17 protein-coding genes are annotated in these 23,529 nt (G+C 71.7%); 10 read left to right on the top strand and 7 right to left on the bottom strand.

Annotation, left to right across the window (positions count from 1 at the left end; genetic code table 11):
• Positions 1-61 precede the first annotated feature (61 nt).
• Positions 62-2,158: a thioredoxin domain-containing protein gene (locus FLX07_RS14185; RefSeq protein WP_142571240.1), complete on the top strand. Its 2,097-nt coding sequence runs from the start codon at positions 62-64 to the stop codon at positions 2,156-2,158.
• 92 nt (positions 2,159-2,250) lie between these two features.
• Here FLX07_RS14185 and FLX07_RS14180 read toward each other — a convergent pair whose 3' ends face one another.
• Together FLX07_RS14180 and FLX07_RS14175 are read right to left on the bottom strand one after the other, a co-directional pair.
• Entirely contained in the window at positions 2,251-4,776 is a 2,526-nt protein-coding gene (locus FLX07_RS14180) for a transglycosylase domain-containing protein (protein ID WP_229689756.1), read from the bottom strand.
• A 176-nt stretch (positions 4,777-4,952) separates the two neighbouring features.
• The gene (locus tag FLX07_RS14175; protein WP_142571239.1) at positions 4,953-5,420 is read right to left on the bottom strand and encodes an Lrp/AsnC family transcriptional regulator; all 468 of its coding nucleotides are present in this window, start codon (positions 5,418-5,420) and stop codon (positions 4,953-4,955) included.
• A 96-nt stretch (positions 5,421-5,516) separates the two neighbouring features.
• Here FLX07_RS14175 and hppD point away from each other — a divergent pair, with 96 nt between their 5' ends.
• The 3 genes from hppD (at position 5,517) to FLX07_RS14160 (ending at position 8,929) form a co-directional block, all read left to right on the top strand.
• Complete coding sequence (gene hppD, locus FLX07_RS14170) at positions 5,517-6,620, top strand: 4-hydroxyphenylpyruvate dioxygenase (protein ID WP_142571238.1); 1,104 nt, start codon at positions 5,517-5,519, stop codon at positions 6,618-6,620.
• Positions 6,621-6,738: 118 nt separating this feature from the next.
• Positions 6,739-7,245, top strand: a complete 507-nt coding sequence (locus tag FLX07_RS14165) for an RDD family protein (RefSeq protein WP_142571237.1) — start codon at positions 6,739-6,741, stop codon at positions 7,243-7,245.
• 127 nt (positions 7,246-7,372) lie between these two features.
• Positions 7,373-8,929, top strand: coding sequence for a M1 family metallopeptidase (locus FLX07_RS14160; RefSeq protein ID WP_142571236.1), 1,557 nt, complete (start codon positions 7,373-7,375; stop codon positions 8,927-8,929).
• A gap of 15 nt (positions 8,930-8,944) precedes the next feature.
• Here FLX07_RS14160 and ilvA read toward each other — a convergent pair whose 3' ends face one another.
• Genes ilvA through FLX07_RS14145 form a run of 3 tightly spaced genes read right to left on the bottom strand, consistent with a single transcriptional unit; the run spans position 8,945 to position 12,388 of the window.
• Entirely contained in the window at positions 8,945-10,159 is a 1,215-nt protein-coding gene (gene ilvA / locus FLX07_RS14155) for a threonine ammonia-lyase (protein WP_142571235.1), read from the bottom strand.
• Positions 10,160-10,196: 37 nt separating this feature from the next.
• Positions 10,197-11,165, bottom strand: a complete 969-nt coding sequence (locus tag FLX07_RS14150; RefSeq protein WP_142571234.1) for an ROK family protein — start codon at positions 11,163-11,165, stop codon at positions 10,197-10,199.
• The gene (locus tag FLX07_RS14145) at positions 11,162-12,388 is read right to left on the bottom strand and encodes an FIST signal transduction protein (RefSeq protein ID WP_142571233.1); all 1,227 of its coding nucleotides are present in this window, start codon (positions 12,386-12,388) and stop codon (positions 11,162-11,164) included. The genes FLX07_RS14150 and FLX07_RS14145 overlap by 4 nt, the downstream gene beginning before the upstream one ends.
• A gap of 161 nt (positions 12,389-12,549) precedes the next feature.
• Between FLX07_RS14145 and FLX07_RS14140 the strand changes: the two genes are divergently transcribed.
• From FLX07_RS14140 to FLX07_RS14125, 4 genes are all read left to right on the top strand, one after another.
• Entirely contained in the window at positions 12,550-13,959 is a 1,410-nt protein-coding gene (locus tag FLX07_RS14140; RefSeq protein WP_142571232.1) for a sigma 54-interacting transcriptional regulator, read from the top strand.
• A 7-nt stretch (positions 13,960-13,966) separates the two neighbouring features.
• Positions 13,967-15,910 carry a vWA domain-containing protein gene (locus FLX07_RS14135; RefSeq protein WP_142571231.1) on the top strand — a complete coding sequence of 648 codons (1,944 nt, stop codon included), beginning with the start codon at positions 13,967-13,969 and terminating at the stop codon, positions 15,908-15,910.
• A 541-nt stretch (positions 15,911-16,451) separates the two neighbouring features.
• Positions 16,452-16,883, top strand: a complete 432-nt coding sequence (locus tag FLX07_RS14130) for a hypothetical protein (protein ID WP_142571230.1) — start codon at positions 16,452-16,454, stop codon at positions 16,881-16,883.
• A gap of 70 nt (positions 16,884-16,953) precedes the next feature.
• Positions 16,954-18,171, top strand: a complete 1,218-nt coding sequence (locus tag FLX07_RS14125; RefSeq protein WP_142571229.1) for an MFS transporter — start codon at positions 16,954-16,956, stop codon at positions 18,169-18,171.
• 52 nt (positions 18,172-18,223) lie between these two features.
• On the opposite strand, the gene FLX07_RS14120 is transcribed toward FLX07_RS14125, so the two are convergent.
• A complete protein-coding gene (locus tag FLX07_RS14120) occupies positions 18,224-19,363 on the bottom strand; it encodes a cystathionine gamma-synthase (RefSeq protein WP_142571228.1) in 1,140 nt (379 codons plus the stop codon).
• A 281-nt stretch (positions 19,364-19,644) separates the two neighbouring features.
• Complete coding sequence (locus tag FLX07_RS14115) at positions 19,645-21,015, bottom strand: cystathionine beta-synthase (protein ID WP_142571227.1); 1,371 nt, start codon at positions 21,013-21,015, stop codon at positions 19,645-19,647.
• A 120-nt stretch (positions 21,016-21,135) separates the two neighbouring features.
• On the opposite strand from FLX07_RS14115, the gene FLX07_RS14110 reads away from it, so the two are divergent.
• Both FLX07_RS14110 and FLX07_RS14105 read left to right on the top strand, forming a co-directional pair.
• Positions 21,136-22,110 (top strand): SGNH/GDSL hydrolase family protein, encoded by a 975-nt coding sequence (locus FLX07_RS14110; protein ID WP_142571226.1) that lies wholly within the window; start codon positions 21,136-21,138, stop codon positions 22,108-22,110.
• A 47-nt stretch (positions 22,111-22,157) separates the two neighbouring features.
• Positions 22,158-23,525 (top strand): outer membrane protein assembly factor BamB family protein, encoded by a 1,368-nt coding sequence (locus FLX07_RS14105; RefSeq protein ID WP_142571225.1) that lies wholly within the window; start codon positions 22,158-22,160, stop codon positions 23,523-23,525.
• Positions 23,526-23,529: the final 4 nt, after the last annotated feature.

Below are 23,529 nucleotides of genomic sequence, written 5' to 3'. Positions count from 1 at the left end.
GATCGCCACGTCATCCTTACCCGCATCGTTCTCTTCTGACGATCTGTGAAAGGCTCGTCATATGAACCGGCTGGGTGACGAGACCTCTCCCTACCTCCTGCAACACGCGGACAACCCGGTGGACTGGTTCCCCTGGGGCGAGGAGGCGTTCGCGGAGGCGCGCGGGCGCGACGTCCCCCTGCTGATCAGCGTGGGCTATTCGGCGTGTCACTGGTGTCACGTCATGGCGCACGAGTCGTTCGAGGACGAGGCCACCGCGCGGCTGATGAACGAGTTGTTCGTCAACGTCAAGGTGGACCGCGAGGAGCGGCCCGACGTGGACGCCGTCTACATGGGCGCGGTCCAGGCGATGACCGGGCAGGGCGGCTGGCCGATGACGGTCTTCGCCACCCCCGGCGGGCACCCGTTCTACGCCGGCACCTACTTCCCCCGGCCGCACTTCCAGCGAGTGCTGCACGCCGTCTCGCAGGCCTGGGGGCAGGACCGGGAAGGCGTCCTGGCCCAGGGGGAGAAGGTGGTGGAGGCGCTCGTCGAGCGCACCGGGGCGCCCTCGGGCCCGCTGCCCACCGCCGAGACCCTCGACCTCGCCGTACGGAACCTCGCGGAGAGCTTCGACGAGCAGCGGGGCGGATTCGGCGGTTCGCCCAAGTTCCCGCCGTCCATGGTCCTGGAGTTCCTGCTGCGGCACGGCACCCGCGACGCCATGACCATGGCGGAGACGACCATGGAGGCGATGGCCAGGGGCGGCATGTACGACCAGCTCGGCGGGGGCTTCGCCCGCTATTCGGTCGACGCCGGCTGGGTGGTGCCGCACTTCGAGAAGATGCTCTACGACAACGCCCTGCTGCTGCGGGTCTACGCCCACTGGTGGCGCGCGACCGGCTCGGTCCTGGCCAAGCGGGTGGTCCTGGAGACCGCCGAATGGCTGCTGCGGGAGATGCGCACGCCCGAGGGCGGGTTCGCCTCCGCCCTCGACGCCGACAGTGAGGGACCGGACGGCGCTCACTGCGAGGGCCTGTTCTACGTCTGGACGCCCGACCAGCTCCGCGAGGTCCTCGGGGAGGACGACGCCGCCTGGGCCGCATCGGTGTTCGAGGTGACCGGCACCTTCGAGCACGGCACGTCGGTGCTCCAGCTTCTCACCGACCCCGACGACCCGGCGCGGTTCGACCGGGTCCGTACGGCCCTGCGCGCCGCGCGGGAGCTGCGGCCACGGCCGGGCCGGGACGACAAGGTCGTGGCCTCCTGGAACGGGCTCGTCATCGCCGCCCTGGCCGAGGCGGGCGCGCTGTTCGAGCGGCCGGACCTGCTCGACGCCGCACGCGAGACGGCCGAGCTGCTCGACGACCTGCACACGGTGAGCCGCGGCCCGGCCCGGCTGCTGCGCACCTCCCGTGACGGCCGGGCGGGGGCCAACGCGGGCATGCTGGAGGACTACGCCAACACGGCCGAGGGCTTCCTCGCCCTCTATGGCGTCACCGGCGAGAGCCGGTGGTTCCATCGCGCCGCAGACCTGCTGGAAACCGTCCTGACGCGGTTCCCCGACGAGTCGGGGGGGTTCTACGACGCCCCCGACGACGGCGAGCGGCTGTTCCAGCGGCCTCAGGACCCGGCCGACAACGCGACGCCCTCGGGGCAGTTCGCGGCGGCGGGGGCGCTGCTGTCGTACGCCGCGCTCACCGGTTCGGCCCGGCACCGGGAGGCGGCCGAGGCGGCGCTGGGCACGGTCTCCGCGATGGCGGAGCGGTACGCCCGGTTCGCCGGGTGGGGTCTCGCGGTGGCGGAGGCGGCGCTGCGCGGCCCTGTCGAGGTGGCGATCGTCGGCCCGGCCGACGACGCCCGCACCCGCGCGCTGCACACGGCGGCCCTCATGTCCGGCACGCCGGGGCTGGTCGTCGCGCTGGGCACGGGACACGCCGGCACAGGACCCGCCGGCACGGGACACGCCGCCACCGGACAAGCAGGCACACGACCTGCCGGCGCAGGACCCGCCGGCAGCGTGCCGGGGGACCTGCCGGCGAACGTGCCGGTGGACGTGCCGCTGCTGGAGGGGCGGGGAATGGTCGACGGCTCGCCCGCGGCCTACGTGTGCCGGCGGTTCACCTGCCGGGCGCCGGTCACCACGCCCGCCGAGCTGCGCGCCGAACTGGCCCGATAGAAGCGACACGGCACAAGCGGCCCGCTAGAAGCGACGCCGCGGAAGCGACACGGCACAAGCGACACCGCGCAAGCGAGTGCCCGCCCGGGCCGTCAGCGGCCGGGATCCTGGGCGATCGGGAGCTGCGGTCCGGGGAGCTGCGCGATCGGACCGCTCTGACCGCCCTGACCACCCTGGCCCGTCTGGCTGTTCTGGCCCGTCTGACCGGCCCGCCTGGTGCCCGGGTCGGTCTGGCCGGCCCGCCTGACACCCGTGCCGGTGGCGTCCGCGTCGGATCCGGTGGTCCCCGTTCCCGTGCCGGCCCGGGTGGCGGGATCCGCGGCACGCGTATCGCGGGCACGGCCCGTGCCGGTCAGCTCATTCGGGCCGCTCGGGCCGCTCGGGCCGCTCGGGCCATTCGGGCCATTCGGGCCATTCGGGCCGGTCGCACCGCTGATGCCGTTCGCGCCGCCTCTCGGGCCGGCCTCGCCGTCCTGGCCGGTGGCGCCCTGCTGCTCCTCGTCCGTCTCTGGGGGCGAACCGGGCGCGCCGGGCCCGCCGGGGCCGGGCATCGTCGCCCCGTCACCCGGTTCGTACGGCATGGGCGACCCGTCGGGCCCCGACGGATACGCCGTGGGAGCCCCGCTCTGCTGGGGCATGGCCATGCCGTAGGTGTCCCAGTAGTAGGGGTTCCACGTGACCGGGTCGGGGAACTCCCGGACCGGCCTGCCCTCCATGGCGGTGCTCATGAAGGTCTTCCAGATCTCGGCGGGCAGCGCGCCGCCGTACAACTCGCCGTAACCGGGGACGGTCACCGGCTTGTTGTCGTCGCGGAACATGTTGACCGCGACGGCCAGCTGGGGGACGTAGCCGGAGAACCAGACGGCCGCCGACTCGTCGGTGGTGCCGGTCTTGCCCGCCACCGGGCGGTCCCACAGCCGTGCGGCCGTGCCGGTGCCGCTGCGCACCACCTGCTCCAGCGCGTACGTCGTGTCGGCGGCGGTGTTCTCGCTGAAGGCCCGAACGCCGGATGGGGCGAACTTCCGGGTGAGTCCGGTGCTGTCGGTGACCGCCCGGATCACATGGGGCTCATGGTGGATGCCGCCGGCGGCGAAGGTGGCGAACCCGGATGCCTGCTGCACGGCGCTCACCGACGCCACGCCGAGGGGCAACGTGGCGGCGCTCTGGTGAGGGGCGAGCTGCGCCGCGGGAATCCCGGCGGCCCGCGCCGCGGCGACGACCTTGTCGAGGCCGATGCGCTGCCCGAGGTTCACGAAGGCCGTGTTCACCGAGAACTGCGTCGCCTGGAGCAGGGTGATCGCCTGCCCGTACGACTTGCCGCCTGAGTTGGGGATGTCGGCGGAACCGATGCGGATGGGTGAGTTGCCGTAGACCAGCGTGTCGAGCCCGTATCCGGCTTCGAGCGCGGCGGCCAGCGTGTAGGGCTTGAAGGTCGAGCCGGCCTGGACCTTGGCGGAGAAGGCGTTGTCGTACTGGTTGGTCGCGTAACGACCGCCGTAGAAGGCGACGACCTCGCCGGTCGCGGGATCGACGGCCGCCAGGCCGGTGCGGACCTTCTTGGGGGTGTCGTCCGGCAGGACCGACTTGACCGCCTGCTGGGCCTGCGCCATCAGCTTCTTGTCGAACGTCGTGGTGACCTTCAGGCCGCCGTGGTTGATGTCCTCGTCGGTGTAGCCGAGCCGGTTCAGCTCGGCACGCACCTGCGCCAGCATGTAGCCGTTCTGGCCGCCGAGGGACAGCGGCGCCCGCTGCTTGGCGAGTGTGGGGAACACCTGGGCGCCGGCCTGTTCACGGGTGATCGCGCCGGTCTCGCGCATGCCCTGGATCACCGACGTCCACCTTGCCTTCGCCGCGTCGAGCGCGGCCCCCGCCGGGTTGGCGAAACGGGTGGGCTGCTGGATCACGGCGGCGAGGTAGGCGCCCTCGGCCGCCGTCAGGTTCTGCACGTCCTTGTCGAAGTAGGCCCGGGCGGCGGCCTGGATGCCGTAAGCCCCCCGGCCGAAGTAGATGGTGTTGAGGTAGCGCTCCAGCACCCAGTCTTTCGGCTTGGAACGATCCACCTTCAGCGCGATCATGATCTCCTTGAGCTTGCGCCCGATGGAGCGTTCCTGGCCGAGGCCGCTGTAGTAGTTGCGGACCATCTGCTGAGTGATCGTCGAGCCGCCCTGGAGCTGGCGACCGGTGACCGTCGACCACACGGCGCGGGCCGTACCGGACAGGGAGACGCCCTGGTCCTGATAGAACGTCCGGTTCTCCGCCGCGATGACCGCGCTTCTGACGACCTGGGGGACCTGGGTGAGCGGCACGGTCTTCCGGTTGACGCCCTCTGTGGCGAGGACCGTCCTGCCGTCGCGGTAGTAGATCACCGAGCCCTGGGCCGTCGCCAGTTCCTGGGTGCTGTCCGGGATGGGGGTCAGCGCCCACACCACGGCGAGGAACACGACAAGCCCGACGATCCCGGTGGCCAGGCTCGCGAGAAGGACACGCGGCAGCCGCCTTCGCCGGCGAGGCTTCGGCGCGCCGCCGTCCCCGCCGCCTCCTCCCCCGTCCGGGCCGCGGAGGGGCGGCCGCGGATCCGCGGCGCCCTCCCCGATCGGGCCCTCCTCGGCGCTGTCCACGTTGTGCCCCCCGATCCGTGACCCCCGATAGGTCCGATACCCCCCGCTACGCCCATTTGTGGCCCCTGAGCTGGGCGGATGGAACCACGGTAAACGATGGCCATCGATGGTCCGGCACTTCCCGCGACGTCTGTGGAAAAGCCTGCCCCAGGCAAAGGACACTGGGGAAAACCGCGTCAGCCCCCGGCCGCGCGAACGAGCGGAAGAGTCCGGTACCGCACCAGCGTGTCGAGCGCGATCACCGACTCGGTCCGCACGACACCCTGCACGTCCACGATCAGATCGATGACGCGCTGGAGGTCGGCGTTGCTGCGCGCGACCACACGGCAGAGCATGTCTCCCCCGCCGGTGATCGTGTGGACCTCCAGGACCTCGGGGATGAGCGCGAGTTGGTCGGCCACCGGCACGTGCCCCGCGACCTGCCTGATGTGCAACGTCACGAACGCCGTCACGTCGAAGCCGAGCGCGGCCGGATCGATGTCCGGGCCGTGGCCGGTGATGACTCCCTTCTCTGTCATGCGGTCGAGCCGGGCCTGCACCGTCCCCCGGGCGACGTTCAGCCTGCGGGAGCACTCGAGCACGCCGATCCTGGGCTCGGCGGCCAGCAGGGCGACGAGCTGTGCGTCGAGGTGGTCAATCGTCATAACGATTTCCCCTTGCATGAGGCGATAACTGTGCACATTGTTCACCAAAACAACTCGCTGTTGCGCAAATTGGCCACATCACCGGACAGTTGGCGTATGAACGATGTCTTCCCGGTTCACGGCATGGACGCGGTGGTCTTCGCGGTCGGCAACGCGAAGCAGGCCGCCCACTACTACTCGACCGCCTTCGGGATGCGCCTGGTGGCCTACCGGGGGCCGGAGACAGGCAGCCGCGACGAGGTGGCGTACGTCCTCGTGTCGGGCTCGGCCCGGTTCGAGCTGCGCGGAGCCGTACGCGCGGGAACGCCGCTCGCGCGCCACGTGGCCGAGCACGGTGACGGCGTCGTCGACCTCGCACTGGACGTGCCGGACGTGGAGGCGGCATACCGCCACGCACTGGACAGCGGGGCCCGGGGGCTGGAGGAGCCCCACGTGGTCGAGGACGACCACGGCAAGGTCGTGGTCGCGGCCATCGCGGCCTACGGCGAGACCCGGCACACGCTGATCGACCGCGCCAACTACGCCGGGCCCTACCTGCCGGGGTACGTCGCGGCCGAGCCCATCGTCGCGCCGCCCGCGGTGAAGAACGGCCGGCTCTTCCAGGCGATCGACCACTGCGTCGGCAACGTCGAGCGCATGGAGGAATGGGTCGAGTTCTACGAGAAGGTCATGGGCTTCACCAAGATGGCGGAGTTCATCGGCGACGACATCGCCACCGAATACTCGGCGCTGATGTCCAAGGTCGTCGCGGACGGCACCCGCAAGGTCAAGTTCCCGCTGAACGAGCCCGCCGAGGGCAAGAAGAAGTCCCAGATCGAGGAGTTCCTGGAGTTCTACGGCGGCCCCGGCGTGCAGCACATCGCGCTGGCCACCAACGACATCGTCACGACGGTCGACGCCATGCGCGAGGCGGGCGTCGAGTTCCTCGAGACGCCCGGCTCCTACTACGACGACCCGGAGCTGCGCTCCCGCATCGGCGAGGTCCGCGTGCCGGTCGAGGAGCTGAAGAAGCGCCGCATCCTCGTGGACCGCGACGAGGACGGCTACCTCCTGCAGATCTTCACCAAGCCGGTGGTGGACCGCCCGACGGTCTTCTTCGAGCTCATCGAGCGTCACGGCTCCCTCGGCTTCGGCAAGGGCAACTTCAAGGCGCTCTTCGAGGCCATCGAGCGCGAGCAGGAACGCCGCGGCACCCTCTGACACCTCTCGCACCTCTGGCACCCGTCTGGCACCCGTCTGGCACCCCTCTGGCACCCGCTGACGCACCCTTTGCGCGCGCCCGGCTTTGACCGAAGGGCGGCGGGGTGACCATTCAGCCATGGGAACACCGCCGCCTCCGGGAAGCCCGTACGAGGAACCGAGGATTCCCTGGACGCCCCCGCCCTTCGGGCAGACGGCGCCGCGGCTCGCCGGCCGCTGGCGCCGCCTGTTCGCCGGGATCGTGGACGCCGTGCTCGTCGCGCTCGTCACCTCGCCGCTCACCTGGGACAACTGGAGGGTCGTGTACGACAGCACGACCGGGGCGATGGCGCGGGTCCCCGTCGGCAACGGCCTTCTCCTCGGAGTGATCGCGTTCCTCTACTACTGGCTGCTCCAGTCGTTCTGGAACGGCCAGACGGTGGGCAAGAGGCTGTTCGGCATGCGCGTCGTGCGGGAGACCGGGGAGCCGGCCGGTCCCGGGCCGATCGCGGTGCGGCAGGCGGTGGAGATCGTGCTGGGCTGGCTGTGCTGCCTCGGGCTGGTGAACCTCGCGTGGATCCTGTTCGACCGCAGGAAGCAGGCCCTGCACGACAAGGCGGCCCGCACGCTCGTCGTCGACGCCTGAGACCTGGCCGTCCGGGGACGCCCCAGACCCCCGCGACCCCACAACCCCCACGACCCCCATGAGCAGGGCAAACACCCGAAGTCACTACCCGGACCACACCGCGGCCTCCCGTAGAGTTGCCAGACATATGTCCACGCATCGTCTTCCTCCGTTCCCAGGGCCGACCACCGCATCGACCACCGCGCCGACCACGACGCCGACCACGACGCCGACCACGACGCGGGCCGGCGTACGGGCCGGCAGATCGGTCTCCGCCCTGATCTGTGCCGTGGCCGTGGGGGCCGCGACGGCCTGCGCGCCGTCCGAGGGCGCGGTCGTCGCGCCGTCCCAGGCGGCGGCGGTCGCCCCGGTGACACCGGGCGCGTCGAAGAGCACCACGGGCGCCCCGGGGATCGGCGACCCGGACTTCCCCGACGACGGCAACGGCGGCTACGACGTCCAGCACTACGACCTGCGCCTGTCGTACGACCCGGCGTCCAGGAAGCTCGCGGGCAGCGCCACGATCGAGGCCAAGGCCGCACAGGACCTGACGTCGTTCGACCTCGACCTGCACGGGCTCACGGTGAGCCGGGTGACGGTGGACGGCGGGGCGGCCTCGTTCGACCGCAGCAAGGACGAGCTCGTGATCGAGCCGGGCAAGCGGATCTCGAACGGCCACCGGTTCGCGGTCACGGTCGACTACGCGGGCGTGCCCGAACCGATGCACGACTCCGCCAACCTCGGCGAATACGGCTTCATCTCCACCGCGGACGGCGCGTTCGTGACATGTGAGCCGAACGGCGCGAAGACCTGGTTCCCGTCGAACGACCACCCGTCGGACAAGGCGACCTACGACTTCCGGATCACCGTTCCCGAGGGGCTGACCGCGATCGCCAACGGCGAGATGACGGGGACGCCGCAGACCAAGGCGGGCAGGACGACCTTCGCCTGGCGGGAGAAGCACCCGATGGCGAGCTACCTCGCCACGATGACGACCGGCAAGTTCCAGGTCCGCACCGGCACGAGCGACAAGGGCCTGCCGATCTACGTCGCCGTCGCGGACTCCTTCCGCGGTTCGCTCGACCAACTCCTCACGCAGACGGGGAAGATCACCGACTACTGGTCGACCGTGTTCGGGCCGTACCCCTTCTCCTCCACGGGCGGCGTGATCGACGACTACGCGGCGGGATACGCGCTGGAGAACCAGACCAAGCCCATCTACGGCGGCTTCTCCCCCGAGCCCGCGATCATCGCGCACGAGCTCGCGCACCAGTGGTTCGGCGACAGCCTGACCATCACGCGCTGGCGCGACCTGTGGCTGAACGAGGGCTTCGCGACGTACGCCGAATGGCTGTGGGCGGAGCACACCGGCCAGGGCACCGCCGATTCGGCCTTCAAACGCCTGTACGCGAACGCGGCGGACCCGATGTGGGCCTACCCTCCGGGCGCCGCCCGCGCCGACGACCTGTTCGGCGCGGCCGTCTACAACCGCGGCGCGATGACGCTGCACGCCCTGCGCCGGGAGATCGGCGACGACAAGTTCTTCCCGCTGATCAGGGCGTGGACCGACGCCCACAGGTACGGCAACGTCACGACACAGGAGTTCATCGCGCTGGCCGAGCGGATCTCGGGCAAGAACCTCAAGGGGCTGTTCGACGCCTGGCTGTTCCAGCCGAGGCGTCCCGCCCCGCTCGCCGGACCCTGACCCGCGCCACGCGGGTCAGGAGAACAGCAACTTGTAGCCGTCCCCCCGCAGCGCGCTCAGCACCTCGTCGCAGTGCGCGGGGCCGCGGGTCTCCAGTTGCAGCAGGACCTCGGCCTCCTCCAGATGCAGCCGGGAGCCGAACCGCTCGTGCACCACGTCGAGCACGTTGGCGCCGAGGTCGGCCAGCCGGGCCAGCAGCGCGGCCAGCGCCCCGGGACGGTCGGTCAGCCGGATGCGGAAGGCGAGGTAGCGGCCCGCCGCCGCCAGGCCGTGCCGCAACACCCTGGCCAGCAGCAGCGGGTCGATGTTGCCGCCCGACAGCACGACGACCACCGGCGGCTCGAACGCGTGCGGCTGGTCGAGCAGCGCCGCGACCCCCGCCACCCCGGCCGGCTCCGCCAGCAGCTTCGAGCGTTCGAGGCACAGCAGCAGGGCCCGCGACAGCGACTCCTCCGAGACCGTCACGACACTGTCGACCAGATAGTGGATGAGCTCGAACGGCAGGTCGCCCGGCCGCCCGACCGCGATGCCGTCCGCCATCGTCGATGTGGGCTCGACCATGACGGGCCGGCCCGCGGCCAGCGAGTCGGGATAGGCCGCGGCCCGCTCGGCCTGCACGCCCACCACCTTGATCCCGGGACGCTGGGACTTCACGGCGAGCGCGACCCCCGCCGCCAGACCGCCGCCGCCGATGGGCAGCACGATCGTGGCCGTGCCGGGAAGCTGCTCAAGGATCTCCAGGCCGACCGTGCCCTGCCCGGCGATCACGTCGGGGTGGTCGAACGGATGGATGAACACCGCGCCGGTCCGGTCGGCGTGCTCCTTGGCCACCCGCAGGGCCTGGTCGACCGTGTGCCCCGCGAAGACCACGTCCGCGCCGTACGCCCGGGTGGCCTCCACCTTGGGCAGCGGCGCGCCCTCGGGCATGTAGACGGTCGACTTCGCCCCGACGAGCGACGAGCCCAGCGCCACGCCCTGCGCGTGGTTGCCCGCGCTGGCCGCCACCACACCCCTGGCCCGCTCCTCCTCGCTCAGCCGCGCGATCCGCACGTACGCCCCCCGGACCTTGAACGACCCGGCCCGTTGGAGGTTCTCGCATTTGAGGTGCACCGGGCCGCCGACGATCTCGGACAGCATCCGTGAGTGCAGGACCGGCGTCAGCGCCGCCACTTCCGACAGCAACTCGCGCGCGGCGACGACGTCCTCGTACGTCACCTGTGGGACAGCCATGGGCCAATCATCACAGGTCCCGGCAGGCGACACGCCTTCAGAGGCCGGGGCGCCAGTATCTGTCTCCCTCGATCACAAGGGCGGCGGCGCCGACGAGACCGGCGTCCTGACCGAGCGCGGCGGGCACGACCCGCACCCGCCCGGCGAATTCCATCCGGGTGTGCTCCCGCAAGGCCTCCTCCAGGGGCCCGAACAGCAGATCGCCCGCCTGGCTGAGCCCGCCGCCGACGGTCACGAGATCGAGGTCGCACAGGTTGACGGCCGAGGCGATCGCGACGCCGAGGGCACGCCCGGCCCTGGCCATCGCGGCCAGCGCGATCGCGTCGCCCGCCGCGGCGTCGGCGGCCAGCCTGCGCGCGGTGGCCGTCCCCTCCTCCCGGTAGAGGTCCCCTTCGGTGGCGGCGTCGCCCGGAGACCAGCCCTGGGCGAGCGCCCAGGCGGCGAGGCCGGGGCCACGGGCGATCGCCTCCAGGCAGCCGTTGCCGCCGCAGCCGCAGGGCGGGCCCTCGGGGTCGACCACGACATGGCCGATGTGACCCGCGTTGCCGGTCCCGCCGTCGATGAGCCTGCCGCCGAGGATCAGCCCGCCGCCGACGCCCGTCGACACGACCATCCCCAGCATGGCCGCGCTCCCCCGCCCGGCGCCGCACCAGTGCTCGGCGACGGCCAGGCAGACGGCGTCGTTGTGGATGCGGACCGGGACGCCGGGAAAGCGGGCGGCCAGCCTCCCGCGCAGCGGGAAACCGCGCCAGCCGCCCATGTTGAGCGGAGAGACCTCCCCCTCTGGCCAGGTCATCGGGCCGCCGCAGCCGACGCCCACGCCGGCGAGGGCGGCGGGCACGTCCAGCCGGTCGAGCAGGCTGGTCAGCGTCCGCCACAGCGTCTCGGCGTCGCCGCCCTGCGGGGTGGCGGCCCGCTCGGCGGTCACGACCTGCCCGTCCGGCTCCACCAGGCCCGCCGCGAACTTCGTGCCGCCGATGTCGACGGCCAACGTGAGGTCGCTCACGCACCCGCTCCCGTGCCGGTGGACAGGCCCGTGCCGCTGGAGAATCCGGTGCCGCTGGAGAAGACGAGCAGCGACGCGGTGAAGCCGTGGACGTGGTTGTGCCCGCTGACCGGCCCGACCTCGCCCGCGGCGAAGAACCCCGCCACCCCGATCGGCCCCAGCGTCTCGCGTACGGCGAGCGCGTCGTGGTCTGCCGAGTCGAACATGCCCGAGCCCCGGCCGTTGCAGGAGAACAGCAGGGCCCCCTCGACCCGGCCGGAGTGCTGCTGCAGATGGGCGTCGAGCAGTTCGTAGAGGTCCTCGTCGGCGGTCTCGGCATCCCTGACCTGGAACCGGACCGTCCTGCCGATCTCGATCACGTCGCCGACGGCCACCGCCTCGCGTTCGGGATCGATGCCGATGACCCCGCGGATCAGGAAGTCGCCGCGCTCGTGGCGCTCGGCGTACTCGTCCATGGCGATGCCGATCTGTAAACCGGTGGCCACCAGGTCGCGGTCCTCCTCGTCGAGAGCGCTGACGATGTCCTCCAGGCGGGCCAGGGCGGGCTGGCCGGCGAGCTCCAGCAGCACGTTGTCCTCGGCCCGGGTGACGACCATGGACGGTCCGATGGGCCGGCAGCCCTGGCTCACGACCGTGCCGATGTTCACCGCACCGCCGATGACCACTCCGATCGCGCCGGAGTCGTGGACCTCTCCGTTGGCGAACAGCCGCACGGAACCACGGCCCTTGAGCCCGTTGGCGAGGCCGCCGACGATCGGCAGGTTGCCCAGCACCTCGTGCGAGTGCTCGATGAACGCGTCGGTGGGGAAGGTGTAGGGGTCGGCGAGCAGGATCGCCGCCCGGTCGTCGGACACGCGTTCGGGCAGCCCCACGACCACGAACCGGTCCTCCGTCCTGAGCGTCTCCAGGGCGAAGGTGTCGATCCTGGCGCCGCCGAGGGAGGCCGCCCACGCGCTCACGGCAGGGGTCAGCTCCACGCCCTGGCCGTGGCCGATGACGCCGGTCGCGCTGCAGCCGATCACGTCGGCGCCGGACGCGACGGACATCGCCCGCCGGCCCGCCCGGTCCACGTCGTCGGGATCGTCCCCACAGATGAAGAAGCACACCAGGTCCGGCGGACCCGACAGGCCGGCCAACGCCTGGCGTACGGCCGTCTCGGCCGCTTCCACCAGGTTTGCGCCCACGGCGAGACCGTCGGCGAAGCGGCTCGTCAATACCGCCATGTCTCGCCCTCTCTTCCTCCGCGACTGTTTCCTTGGGCCGATTCTCCCCACTGACAGGAGGTCAACGCGCGGGCCGCCCGGCCAATTGGGCCGGGCCGCCGGCAGCCGCGTCTCTCAAACCGGGCTGCAGGATCGTCTGATGGGGACGTAGGCTCGACTCCGTGCACAAATCGCCCACGCCTGCCCCCAGCACTCTGCGTGAACTGCGCGAGAGTGGACACCGGCACCGCACGGTCAAGGCCGAGATCAGGGAGAACCTCCTGGCCCGGCTGCGGGCCGGTGAGAACCGGTTCCCCGGCATCGTCGGATTCGACGACACCGTCCTGCCCCACCTGGAGAGGGCGCTGATCGCCGGTCACGACCTCGTGCTCCTCGGCGAGCGCGGCCAGGGCAAGACCCGCCTGATCCGCACCGTCACCGGCCTGCTCGACGAGTGGTCGCCCGTGGTCGAGGGCTGTGAGATCAACGACCATCCGTACGCGCCGGTCTGCGCCCGGTGCCGGCGGCTGGCCGGCGACACCGGCGACGATCTGCCGGTTGCCTGGAAGCACCGCGAGGACCGGTACGGCGAGAAGCTGGCCACGCCGGACACCTCGGTCGGCGACCTGATCGGCGACGTCGACCCCATCAAGATCGCCGAGGGCCGCACGCTCGGCGACCCCGAGACGGTCCACTACGGCCTGGTCCCCCGCACCAACCGGGGCGTCTTCTCCGTCAACGAGCTGCCCGACCTGGCCGAGCGCATCCAGGTGGCGCTGCTCAACGTGCTGGAGGAGCGCGACATCCAGGTCCGCGGCTACAATCTGCGCCTCCCCCTCGACATCCTGCTGATCGCCAGCGCGAACCCCGAGGACTACACCAACCGCGGCCGGATCATCACTCCGCTCAAGGACCGCTTCGGCGCGGAGATCCGCACCCACTACCCCCGCACGGTCGAGGACGAGCTGGTCCTGATCCGCCAGGAGGCCGACCTCGACGCCCTCGGCGCGGACCTGCCCGACCACCTGGTGGAGGTGATCGCCAGGTTCACCCGTCTGGTCCGCGAGTCCACCGCCGTCGACTCCCGCTCGGGCGTGTCGGCCCGCTTCTCGATCGCCGCCGCCGAGACCGCCGCCGCCTCCGCCGTACGGCGGGCCGCGCTGACCGGGGAGGAGCGGCCCGTCACGCGGGTGTGCGACCTGCCCGGCGTGGTCCACACGCTGCGCGGCAAGGTCGAGTTCGAGGTCAGCGAGGAGGGGCGGGAGATCGACGTGCTCGCCCACCTGCTGCGCCGCGCGACGGCCGAGACCTTCCGCGCCTCGCTCGGCGGCGCCGACCTCGCGCCGCTGCTCGACAGGTTCGGCGAGGGCGCGCAGGTCGAGTCCGGCGAGCTGGTGGCGGCTCACGAGCTGCTGCGCAGGATCGGCCGCGTCGAGGGCCTGTCGAAGATCATGGCGCGGCTCGGCATGGGCGAGGGCGACGAGTCGCCCGGCCACGCCGCCGCGGCCCTGGAGTTCACGTTGGAGGGGCTCTACCTGATGCGCAGGCTGTCCAAGGACGAGACCGACGGCACCGCGGTGTACCGGACGTGACCCGGCCATGAGCTACTTCTACCGGGAGTACCACGACGGGCCGGATCCGCTGGCTCCCCCCTACGACGTGCGTTCGGCGCTGGACGGTATGGGCGACGCCGTCCTGTCCGGCTCGACACCGCTCGACGCGCTGCGCGACCTGCTCAGGCGAGGGCTCCCCGGCGCTCCCGACCGTCGCGGCCTCGACGACCTGCTCCGCCAGGTACGGCGGCGCCGCCGCGAGCTGCGGGACAACACCCGGCTCGACGGCACGCTGGAACGCGCGCGCGCCCTGCTCGACAAGGCGATCGGCCAGGAGCGGGCCGAACTGTTCCCCGATCCCTACGATGACGCCCGCTTCCGGGAGTCGGCGCTGGACGCGCTGCCCTCGGACGCGGCGCGGGCGGTCCAGGAGCTGGCCGGCTACGACTGGCGCTCGGCCGCCGCGCGGCAGACGTTCGAGGAGCTGCGCGACCTGCTGCGCCGGGAGGTCCTCGACAGCCGGTTCCGCGGCATGCGCGACGCGCTGGCCAACCCCGACCCGGCCGCCATGGAGCGGGTCAGGCAGATGATGTCGGACCTCAACGACATGCTGGACCGTGACGCCCGGGGCGAGCACACCCAGGAGGACTTCGACCAGTTCATACAGAAATACGGGGACATGTTCCCCGAGAACCCGCGGAACCTCGACGAGCTGGTCGACCAGCTCGCCCGCCGCGCCGCCGCCGCGCAGCGGCTGCTCGCCTCGCTCACCCCGGAGCAGCGCGAGGAGCTGGCCGGGCTGATCAACCACACGCTGGAGCAGGCGGGCCTGGCCGAGCAGATGCGCCGGCTCGGCGACGCCCTCTCCGCCCGCCGCCCCGACCTCGCCTGGGGCGCACCCGAACGGGTGTCCGGCGAGCAGCCGATGGGCATGGGCGACGCCGTGACGGCCCTGCAGGAGCTGGCCGACCTCGGCGACCTGGAGACCGCGCTGCGCCAGGACTACCCCGGCGCCCGGCTCGACGACATCGACGAGGCCGCCGTCAGGCGGGCGCTCGGCCGCTCGGCCGTGGACGACCTGGAGGCCCTGCGGCAGGTCGAGCGCGAGCTGGAGGCCCAGGGCTACCTGCGCCGCAACCGCGGCAAGCTGGAGCTCACGCCCAAGGCCGTACGCCGGCTCGGGGAGACCGCCCTGCGCCGGGTCTTCGCCTCGCTCGACTCGGGCCGCCGCGGCGACCACGACCAGCGCGACGCGGGCACGGCCGGGGAGCCGACCGGATCGACCCGTCTGTGGCGCTTCGGCGACGAGCAGCCCATCGACGTCGTACGCACGGTCGTGAACGGCGTACAGCGGGGCGGGGGCGCGCCGGTGCGCCTGTCGGTGGACGACTTCGAGGTCGTGGAGACCGAGCGGCGCTCGGCCGCGGCCGTGTGCCTGCTGGTCGACCTATCCTACTCGATGGCCTTGCGCGGCACCTGGGCGGCGGCCAAACAGACCGCGCTCGCCCTGCAGGCGCTGGTGGCCTCGAAGTTCCCGCAGGACGCGGTGCAGATCATCGGGTTCTCGAACTACGCCCGGGTGCTGCGGCCCGACGAGCTGGCCGGGCTCGAATGGGACATGGTCCAGGGCACCAACCTGCACCACGCGCTGCTGATCGCGGGCCGGCACCTCGACCGGCACCCGGACTTCGAGCCGGTGGTCCTGGTGGTGACCGACGGCGAGCCGACGGCGCACCTGATGCGTGACGGCGTGCCGCGCTTCGAGTGGCCGCCGTCGCAGGAGACGTTGACGCTGACGCTCGCCGAGGTCGACAAGATGACCCGGCGGCGCGCGACGATCAACGTCTTCATGCTGGCCGCCGACGACCGGCTGCGGGAGTTCGTGGACGAGGTCGCCCGGCGCAACGGCGGCCGCGTCTTCTCCGCCAGCGCCGACCGCCTCGGCGAGTACGTCGTCAGCGACTTCCTGCGCGCCCGCCGCACCCGCTGAGCGCCCGAGCCATGAGCCGGCTGGCCGGTAGCCGGTGCGATCACGGCCCGGTCGGCGCTCAGTCGCGGCCCCGGATCGCGACCCGTCGCCTTTACCGGACGTCGGGAAGTGGTTCATCGCCTGCCATGTCGGGCATTGCTAAACACATCGGCGTGATTCGGGGGCGCGTTCCCAGGCGACGGATGGTGACCGGACGAGCTGCGGAAGGCGGGCGCGAGCGGGGAGCCGGCGGCCGTGGCTCCCGGAGACCGGTACCGGGACATCGATAATCGATTGCCGACCGGGTTGCAATCGGCGGACGATAGACAGGCATCCTCTGTTCGCGCTGGTCGTTCCACATGCCCGTGGAAGGAGCGCTCCCATGTTCGCAGCGGTAGGTCTCGTCGTTCTCATGATCCTCACCGGAGTGCTGTACGAAATGGCGGTCCACAACCGCCCCCGTCGCCGGAAGTAGCTCCTGGACGCCCCGGCGTCCGGCGCGCCCGAGACGGGGGCGGCCGGGCGGCTGCGGGGCGATCAGCCCAGGCGATAGCCTCTGCCCATGTCGCCTCTCGACCATTTCCTGCTGTGGCTGCACATAGGATTCGCGATCTTCGCGCTCGGTCCGCTCACGGCGGTCACGAGCGTCACGCCGCGCTACATCCGGGCCCGGGAGGTCGCGGTGCTGCGGTATCTGCACCGCGCCACCCGGCTGTTCGGCCTGCTCACGATCGGGGTCTTCCTGTTCGGCCTGCTGCTGGGCCGCAGCGCTCTCGGCGCGCCCTACCTGTCGGTGTCGATGACGCTGTTCGTCGTGGCGGCCGTACTGCTGGTGATCGTCGAGCGTGACCAGCGCACGGCCATCGCGGCGCTGTCCAGCGAGTCGCCGGACGACGACGCCAAGGTGCAGACCGGTCGGATCGCCGCGCTGGGCGGCATCAGCGCCCTGATCTGGCTCGTCATCCTGTTCCTGATGGTCTTCTTCAACCCCTGAGAAAGATTCCCGCTTTCCCCTGAATGTCCGGTAGAACGTCTTTGGCCGGAAACGGGGGAAAGAGGAGCGGGTGCACCTTACGACGCAACGCCGGGCGGCGTGGGCGCTGGTCGCCCTCGCCGTCGGGGCGTTCACCTACGTCACCGCCGAGGTCCTCCCCATCGGGCTGCTCACGGTCATGGCGAACGATCTGAACCGATCACCGTCCGAGACGGGCCTGCTGGTCACGGGGTACGCCGCGGTCGTGGTGCTGGCGTCGCTGCCGCTCACCCGGCTGACCCAGCGGGTGCCGCGGCGCAGGTTGCTCACCGTCACGCTCGGCGTGTTCGTCGTGGGAATGCTGCTGACCGCCGTGGCGCCGAACTATCCGACGCTGCTGGCCGCCCGGCTGCTGGTCGGGGCCACCCAGGCGCTGTTCTGGTCGGTCGCGACCCCGGCCGCGGCGGCGATGTTCCCCCCGGAGATCCGGGGGCGCGCGATCGCCCGGATGTCGATCGGCAGTTCCCTCGGGCCCGTCCTCGGCGTCCCGGCGGGCACCTGGCTCGGCCAGCAGGTCGGCTGGCGGACCGCGTTCGCCCTGGCCGCCGCCGTCGGCCTGGTCACCTGCGTGACCGTGGCGACGCTCATGCCCGGCCGCCGCCAGACAGGCGCAGGCTCCACTGGTCACGAACCCGGACGCGGCGCGACCCCGGACGCCCGCCGCTACGCGCTGCTCATCGGCGCCACCGTCATCGGCGTGGGCGGCTACCTCACCGCGTACACCTACATCACGCCGTTCCTGCTGGACTTCGGCGGCTTCGCCCCGGCCGCGCTCAGCCCGCTGCTCCTCGCGTCCGGGATCTCCGGGGTCGCGGGGACCATCGTGGTCGGCCGGCTGCTCGACAGCCGGCCAAGGGCCGCCCTCGTCGGGCCGCTGGCCCTCATCACGTGCGCGCTGCTCGCCCTGTACGTCTTCGGCTCCCTGCACCCGGTGGCGGTGGTGGCCCTCTGCGTGACGGGCATGTCGTTCAGCGCGCTGGCGGCGGCCATCGCGAGCCGCGCGCTGCAGGTGGCCCCGGGCAGCACCGACATCGCCTCGGCCGGCAGCGGCTCGGCCTTCAACGTCGGCATCGCGGGCGGGTCGCTGCTCGGCGGCGCACTCATCGACCACTCGGGGGTTCGGAGCGTGACCGTCGCGGGCGCCGTCCTGACCGCCGCGGCGCTCGCCGCCCTGCTGTGCGAACGGTGGGTGGCTCCCGCCCGCGCCTCCGCGCCGGAGCCTGCGGCCCCGACGCGGAGCGGGCGCTAGACAGAGCGCGGAACGGGCGCGGAACAGGCGCCGAACAGGCGTCAGGCGGTCGTCAGCCGAGGGCCTCGGAAAGGTCGGCCAGCAGGTCGTCGACGGTCTCGATGCCGACCGACAGGCGGACCAGGTCGGCCGGGACCTCCAGCGGCGACCCGGCGGCCGACGCGTGGGTCATCCGGCCCGGGTGCTCGATCAGCGACTCGACGCCGCCGAGCGACTCCCCGAGCGTGAACAGCTTGGCGCGGTTGCAGATCTCGACGGCCGCCTCCTCGCCGCCCTCGACGCGGAACGACACCATCCCGCCGAAGCGGCGCATCTGCTTGGCCGCGATCTCGTGGCCGGGGTGCTCGGGCAGGCCCGGGTAGAGGACCTGGACGACCTTCGGGTGCGACAGCAGCAGGTCGACCACGCGCTCGGCGTTGTCGCAGTGCCGGTCCATCCGCACGCCCAGCGTCTTGAGGCCGCGCAGGGTGAGCCAGGCGTCGAACGGCCCGGCCACCGCGCCCATAGCGTTCTGGTGGTAGGCCAGCCGCTCGCCGAGGTCCGCCGACCGCGTCACCAGCGCGCCGCCGACCACGTCGGAGTGGCCGCCGACGTACTTGGTCGTCGAGTGGACCGCGACGTCCGCGCCCAGGCTGAGCGGCTGCTGCAGGTAGGGCGAGGCGAAGGTGTTGTCCACCACGAGCACCGCGCCGCCGTCGTGGGCGACGTCCGCCAGCGCGGCGATGTCGGCGACGTTCAACAGGGGGTTCGTGGGCGTCTCCACCCAGATCGCCTTGGTGTCCGGCCGTACGGCGGCGCGCACCGCGTCGAGGTCGCCGAGCGGCACCGGGTCGAAGGAGACCCCCCACTCCCGGAGCACCCGGGAGAACAGCCGGTAGGTGCCGCCGTACGCGTCGTCGGGGATCACCACGTGGTCGCCGGGCTTGCAGACGGTGCGCAGCAGCGTGTCCTCGGCGGCGAGTCCCGACGCGAAGGCCAGCCCGCGCGCACCGCCCTCCACGGCGGCCAGCGCCTCCTCAAGGGCGGTTCTGGTCGGGTTGGCTGACCGGCTGTACTCGTATCCCGCCCGCAGGCCGCCCACGCCGTCCTGCTTGTAGGTGGAAACGGCGTATATAGGAGGAACGACGGCACCCGTGTGCGGGTCCGCCTCCTGACCCGCGTGGATGGCCAGCGTCTCAAAACCTTGGTTCATAAAGCCGAGCCTACCCTCCCCCCGTGATCTTGCAGTTTGTTGCAAAGAGAGCCGTGAACTGCGCAAACGTCTTCCGTGATCTTGTACTTATTCTCAGCCTCACCGCATGACCTGCCCGGACACGCTCCGTGATCTTGCATTTGCAAGATCACGGACGCTCGCTGCGCAGGCCAGACGGGGTGCGCTCGATTTTCTGCCTGATCACGGAGGGCGTACGCCCTGGTCAAGCCATGCCTCTGCGACAAACTACAAGATCACGCGGAGGGGGTGGGAGGGGTGGGTTAGTGGTTGGCGAGGAAGGCCAGCAGGTCCTGGCGGGTGACCATGCCCACCGGCCTGCCGTCGTCGAGGACCACGGCGGCGTCGGCCTTCTCCAGCACCTCGACCGCCCGGGCCACCGGCTCACCTGACCCGATCATGGGCAGGGGGGCGGACATGTGGCCGCCGATCTCGTCGTCGGACCGCATCCGGCCGCGGTAGAGACCCTCCAGCAGATCGCGCTCCACGATCGAGCCGATGACCTCGGCCGCCATGACCGGCGGCTCCTCCTTCATGACCGGAAGCTGGGAGACGTTGTACTCCCGCATGATCGAGATCGCCGTGCCGACGGACTCGTGCGGATGGACGTGGACGAACTCGGGCAGGCCCGGCGTCTTGCGCCCCAGCACGTCGCCGACCAGGCCCTCCTCGCTCGTCGTGGTGAGGAAGCCGTAGTCGGCCATCCACTCGTCGTTGAAGATCTTCGACAGGTAGCCGCGGCCGCCGTCCGGCAGCAGCACGACCACGACGTCGTCCGGCCCGGCCGCCTGGGCCACCCGGACCGCCGCCACCACGGCCATGCCGCACGAGCCGCCGACGAGCAGCGCCTCCTCGCGGGCGAGCCTGCGCGTCATGCCGAACGAGTCCTTGTCGGAGACCGCGATGATCTCGTCGCAGATCGTGGTGTCGTACGTCGCGGGCCAGATGTCCTCGCCCACGCCCTCCACCAGGTAGGGACGGCCGGTGCCGCCGGAGTAGACGGAACCGACGGGGTCCGCGCCGATGATCTTCACCCGCCCGCCGGAGACCTCCTTGAGGTACTTGCCGGTGCCGCTGATCGTCCCGCCGGTGCCGATGCCGGCGACGAAGTGCGTGATCCTGCCCTCGGTCTGCTCCCAGATCTCCGGGCCGGTGGAGTGGTAGTGGCTCGCCGGGTTCTCGGGGTTGGAGTACTGGTCGGGCTTCCAGGCGTTCGGGGTGTCGCGGGCCAGCCGGTCGGACACCGAGTAGTACGAGTCGGGGTGGTCGGGCGAGACGGCTGTCGGGCAGACGACGACCTCCGCGCCGTACGCCCGCAGCACGTTGATCTTGTCCTGGGCGACCTTGTCCGGGCAGACGAACAGGCAGCGGTAGCCCTTCTCCTGAGCCACGATGGCCAGGCCCACGCCGGTGTTGCCGGAGGTCGGCTCGACGATCGTGCCGCCCGGCTTGAGCTCGCCGCTCCGCTCGGCCGCCTCGATCATCCGCACCGCGATGCGGTCCTTCACCGAGCCGCCGGGGTTGAAGTACTCCCCCTTGGCCAGGACCTGGGCGGACGCGCCCGCCGTGACCTTGCGCAGCCGGACGAGCGGAGTGTCGCCCATCAGCTCCACCAGCGAGTCGTGTACGCGCACCGCGATGACCACCTTGTTTGCCGAAGCTTGTCAGCCTGCCGTCAGCCGGGATTCCGATAGGGGTGGCCGGAACTCGGCTAGTTTCTTCTTCAAACCGTACCGTGAGCAGGAGGAGGGCGGGTGATCTGGACGTCCGGCGCGGTGCGCGCCGCGCGGCGCATCGCCACCGCCGCCGCCGTCGGCGGAGGCGGGCTGACGGCCCTGGGAGCGGTCACGTACGGCCTGCTGGTGGCCGAGGCCATGGTGGCCCGGCGCATCGTCGGGCAGCCGCACGGCCTCGACGGCCCGCAGGCCGACGGCGTGTACGGCGCCTTCCCCGGGGAGCCGATCCGCATGGTCGTCCTCGGCGACTCCCTGTCCGTCGGCCTCGGCTTGACCCGCCCCGAGGACACTCCGGCCGTCCGCATCGCGTACGGCCTCGCGGCGGTGGCCGAGCGCCCGGTGCGGCTCACCGTCGCCGGTCAGTCGGGCGCGGCGTCGGTGGACCTCGGCGCCCAGGTGGACCGCGCGCTGGAGGCCCGGCCGGAGATCGCGCTCGTGTTCGTGGGGGCCAACGACGTGACCACGGCCACCCTGCCGGCCCGCGCCGTGCGGCACCTGCAGAAGGCGGTGCGCCGGCTGCGCGAGGCCGGTGCGGAGGTGGTCGTGGGGACCTGCCCCGACCTGGGCACCGTACGCCCGATCGCGCAACCGCTGCGATGGGTCACACGGCGCTGGTCGCGGCAGCTCGCCGCGGCCCAGACGGTCGCCGTCGTCGAGGCGGGCGGCCGCACCGTGGCGTTCGCCGACCTGCTCGGACCCGAGTTCGACGCGAACCCTGCCGAGATGTTCGGACCTGATCGTTTTCATCCATCTGCCCGAGGTTACCTACAGGCCGCGTACGCAGTGCTACCTTCTGTATGCGCTGCGTTGGGGTTGTGGCCCGAGCCGGAACCCGTGCGCGTCGAAGGATCGCAATACCTCTTGGCCGCAATGGCCGTGGAGGAACCCGGCACCGAGGTCACCGCGACCCGTGTCGCCGGCCGGGCGGTCGGCCCCCATGGACGGTGGGCGGCGCTGCTCCGCCGGAGACCCGGGCCGCTTCCGAACGCCTAGGGCCGGTCACCTCCTGCGGCCGGGCCATCACCCCCTGTAGGAGCGAAATGATCCGGCCCCAGCTGAACCACGTGAAACCCGCTCTGGCACTCGCCGCGACCGCCCTGCTGACCGGGGGCGCCCTCACCGGCTGCTCCGGCGACGACGAGGCCGCCAAGGACAACCCGGCCTGGCAGAACACGCAGGTGAACGCGGTCAGCCGGGCCACTACGGGAGGCGGCGTCGCGACGACCACCTCCATGCGGCCCGACGGCTCCCTGGAGACCGTCGCCCTCGACCTCGCCACCGGCCGCCGGCTGTGGGCGCACCCCGCGACGATGGCGGGCCGGCTCCCCGGCATGGGGGTGCAGGCTCCGGCGACCGTGGAGACCGGCGGCGGACAGGCCGTGGTGATCGCGCTCGACCCCGCCGCGGCCGGCCACAAGGGCGCCGCCCTGGTCGCCAGGGACGCCCGCACCGGGCAGCAGAAGTGGACCAGGCCCGTTCGGTCCACCTTCGGCCCGCAGCGCTGCGGGCCGTATGTCTGCGTCTCCGAGGACACCGCGCTCTCGTCCGCCCGCGTCGTGGTCCTCGACCCCCGCAACGGCGCCATGAAGTGGCGCCTGGCCGGCATCGCGGAGGTCGAATGGTCCGACGCGTCCAAGGTCGTCCTGCTCAGGCTCGCCGCCCACCCGGTGCTGGAGGCCCGCGCGATCAAGGACGGCAAGACCATCTGGCAGCTGCCGATCGAGCAGGCCCTCGGCCCCGACGTCGACCTGAGCGGGGGCTGGTCCTTCGGCGCGACGGGCGACAAGATCATCGGTTACGTCGCTCCGTACACCAACCCGCAGACGAAGGAGACCTCGACGTTCGGCCTGTTCTCCGCGCGTCTCGCCGACGGCGCCGTCGACTGGATGCGGCCGTCCGTCGTCCGCGTCTACCCCAGCGGCAACCCCGCGTTCGCGCCGGTGGTCCGGCCGGTCGACGAGCAGGGCCAGTACGGCGGGTTCGCCCGGCTCGACGCCGAAACCGGACGGGTTCTGGGGCAGATCACGCCCACCCAGGTCCCGGGGTCCGGCTGGTGGCTGGCCTTCCCGCCCGAGATGAACAAACTCGGCTTCCTCAAGCGCGACGCGCCCGGCTCGGTCTTCGACCTCGGCACCGGCGAACCGACCCCGGTGAGCGGCGCGACCGGCTGGTCGTTCTGCGTGACCGACCCCAAGCCGCTGCCGCTGCGCGGCATGATCTCCGGGTTCTACTCGATCGCGGCGCTGTGCGAGTTCGACCTGGCCACGGGCAAGCGCAAGGACTCCTCCTCCGCGCCGCCCTCCTGGTTCACCGGCAGCCAGAACGGCTGGCGCCTGTGGCGCGACGAGAAGGGCGGCCTCCACGCCGTCAACGACCGCACCGCCACAACCCCCGGCATGTACGGCTGATTCA

The organism is Microbispora bryophytorum (genome assembly GCF_006874465.1).
Taxonomy (GTDB): Bacteria; Actinomycetota; Actinomycetes; order Streptosporangiales; family Streptosporangiaceae; genus Microbispora; species Microbispora bryophytorum.
The sequence above is the reverse complement of the archived record's forward strand: the minus strand, read 5'-3'. Positions and strand labels throughout refer to the sequence as shown.

Coding starts and splice junctions, on each gene's coding strand:
- FLX07_RS14185 (WP_142571240.1), top strand. CDS start 62: ATGAACCGGCTGGGTGACGAGACCTCTCCCTACCTCCTGCAACACGCG.
- FLX07_RS14175 (WP_142571239.1), bottom strand. CDS start 5,420: ATGACGATTGACCACCTCGACGCACAGCTCGTCGCCCTGCTGGCCGCC.
- hppD (WP_142571238.1), top strand. CDS start 5,517: ATGAACGATGTCTTCCCGGTTCACGGCATGGACGCGGTGGTCTTCGCG.
- FLX07_RS14165 (WP_142571237.1), top strand. CDS start 6,739: ATGGGAACACCGCCGCCTCCGGGAAGCCCGTACGAGGAACCGAGGATT.
- FLX07_RS14160 (WP_142571236.1), top strand. CDS start 7,373: ATGTCCACGCATCGTCTTCCTCCGTTCCCAGGGCCGACCACCGCATCG.
- ilvA (WP_142571235.1), bottom strand. CDS start 10,159: ATGGCTGTCCCACAGGTGACGTACGAGGACGTCGTCGCCGCGCGCGAG.
- FLX07_RS14145 (WP_142571233.1), bottom strand. CDS start 12,388: ATGGCGGTATTGACGAGCCGCTTCGCCGACGGTCTCGCCGTGGGCGCA.
- FLX07_RS14135 (WP_142571231.1), top strand. CDS start 13,967: ATGAGCTACTTCTACCGGGAGTACCACGACGGGCCGGATCCGCTGGCT.
- FLX07_RS14130 (WP_142571230.1), top strand. CDS start 16,452: ATGTCGCCTCTCGACCATTTCCTGCTGTGGCTGCACATAGGATTCGCG.
- FLX07_RS14120 (WP_142571228.1), bottom strand. CDS start 19,363: ATGAACCAAGGTTTTGAGACGCTGGCCATCCACGCGGGTCAGGAGGCG.
- FLX07_RS14105 (WP_142571225.1), top strand. CDS start 22,158: ATGATCCGGCCCCAGCTGAACCACGTGAAACCCGCTCTGGCACTCGCC.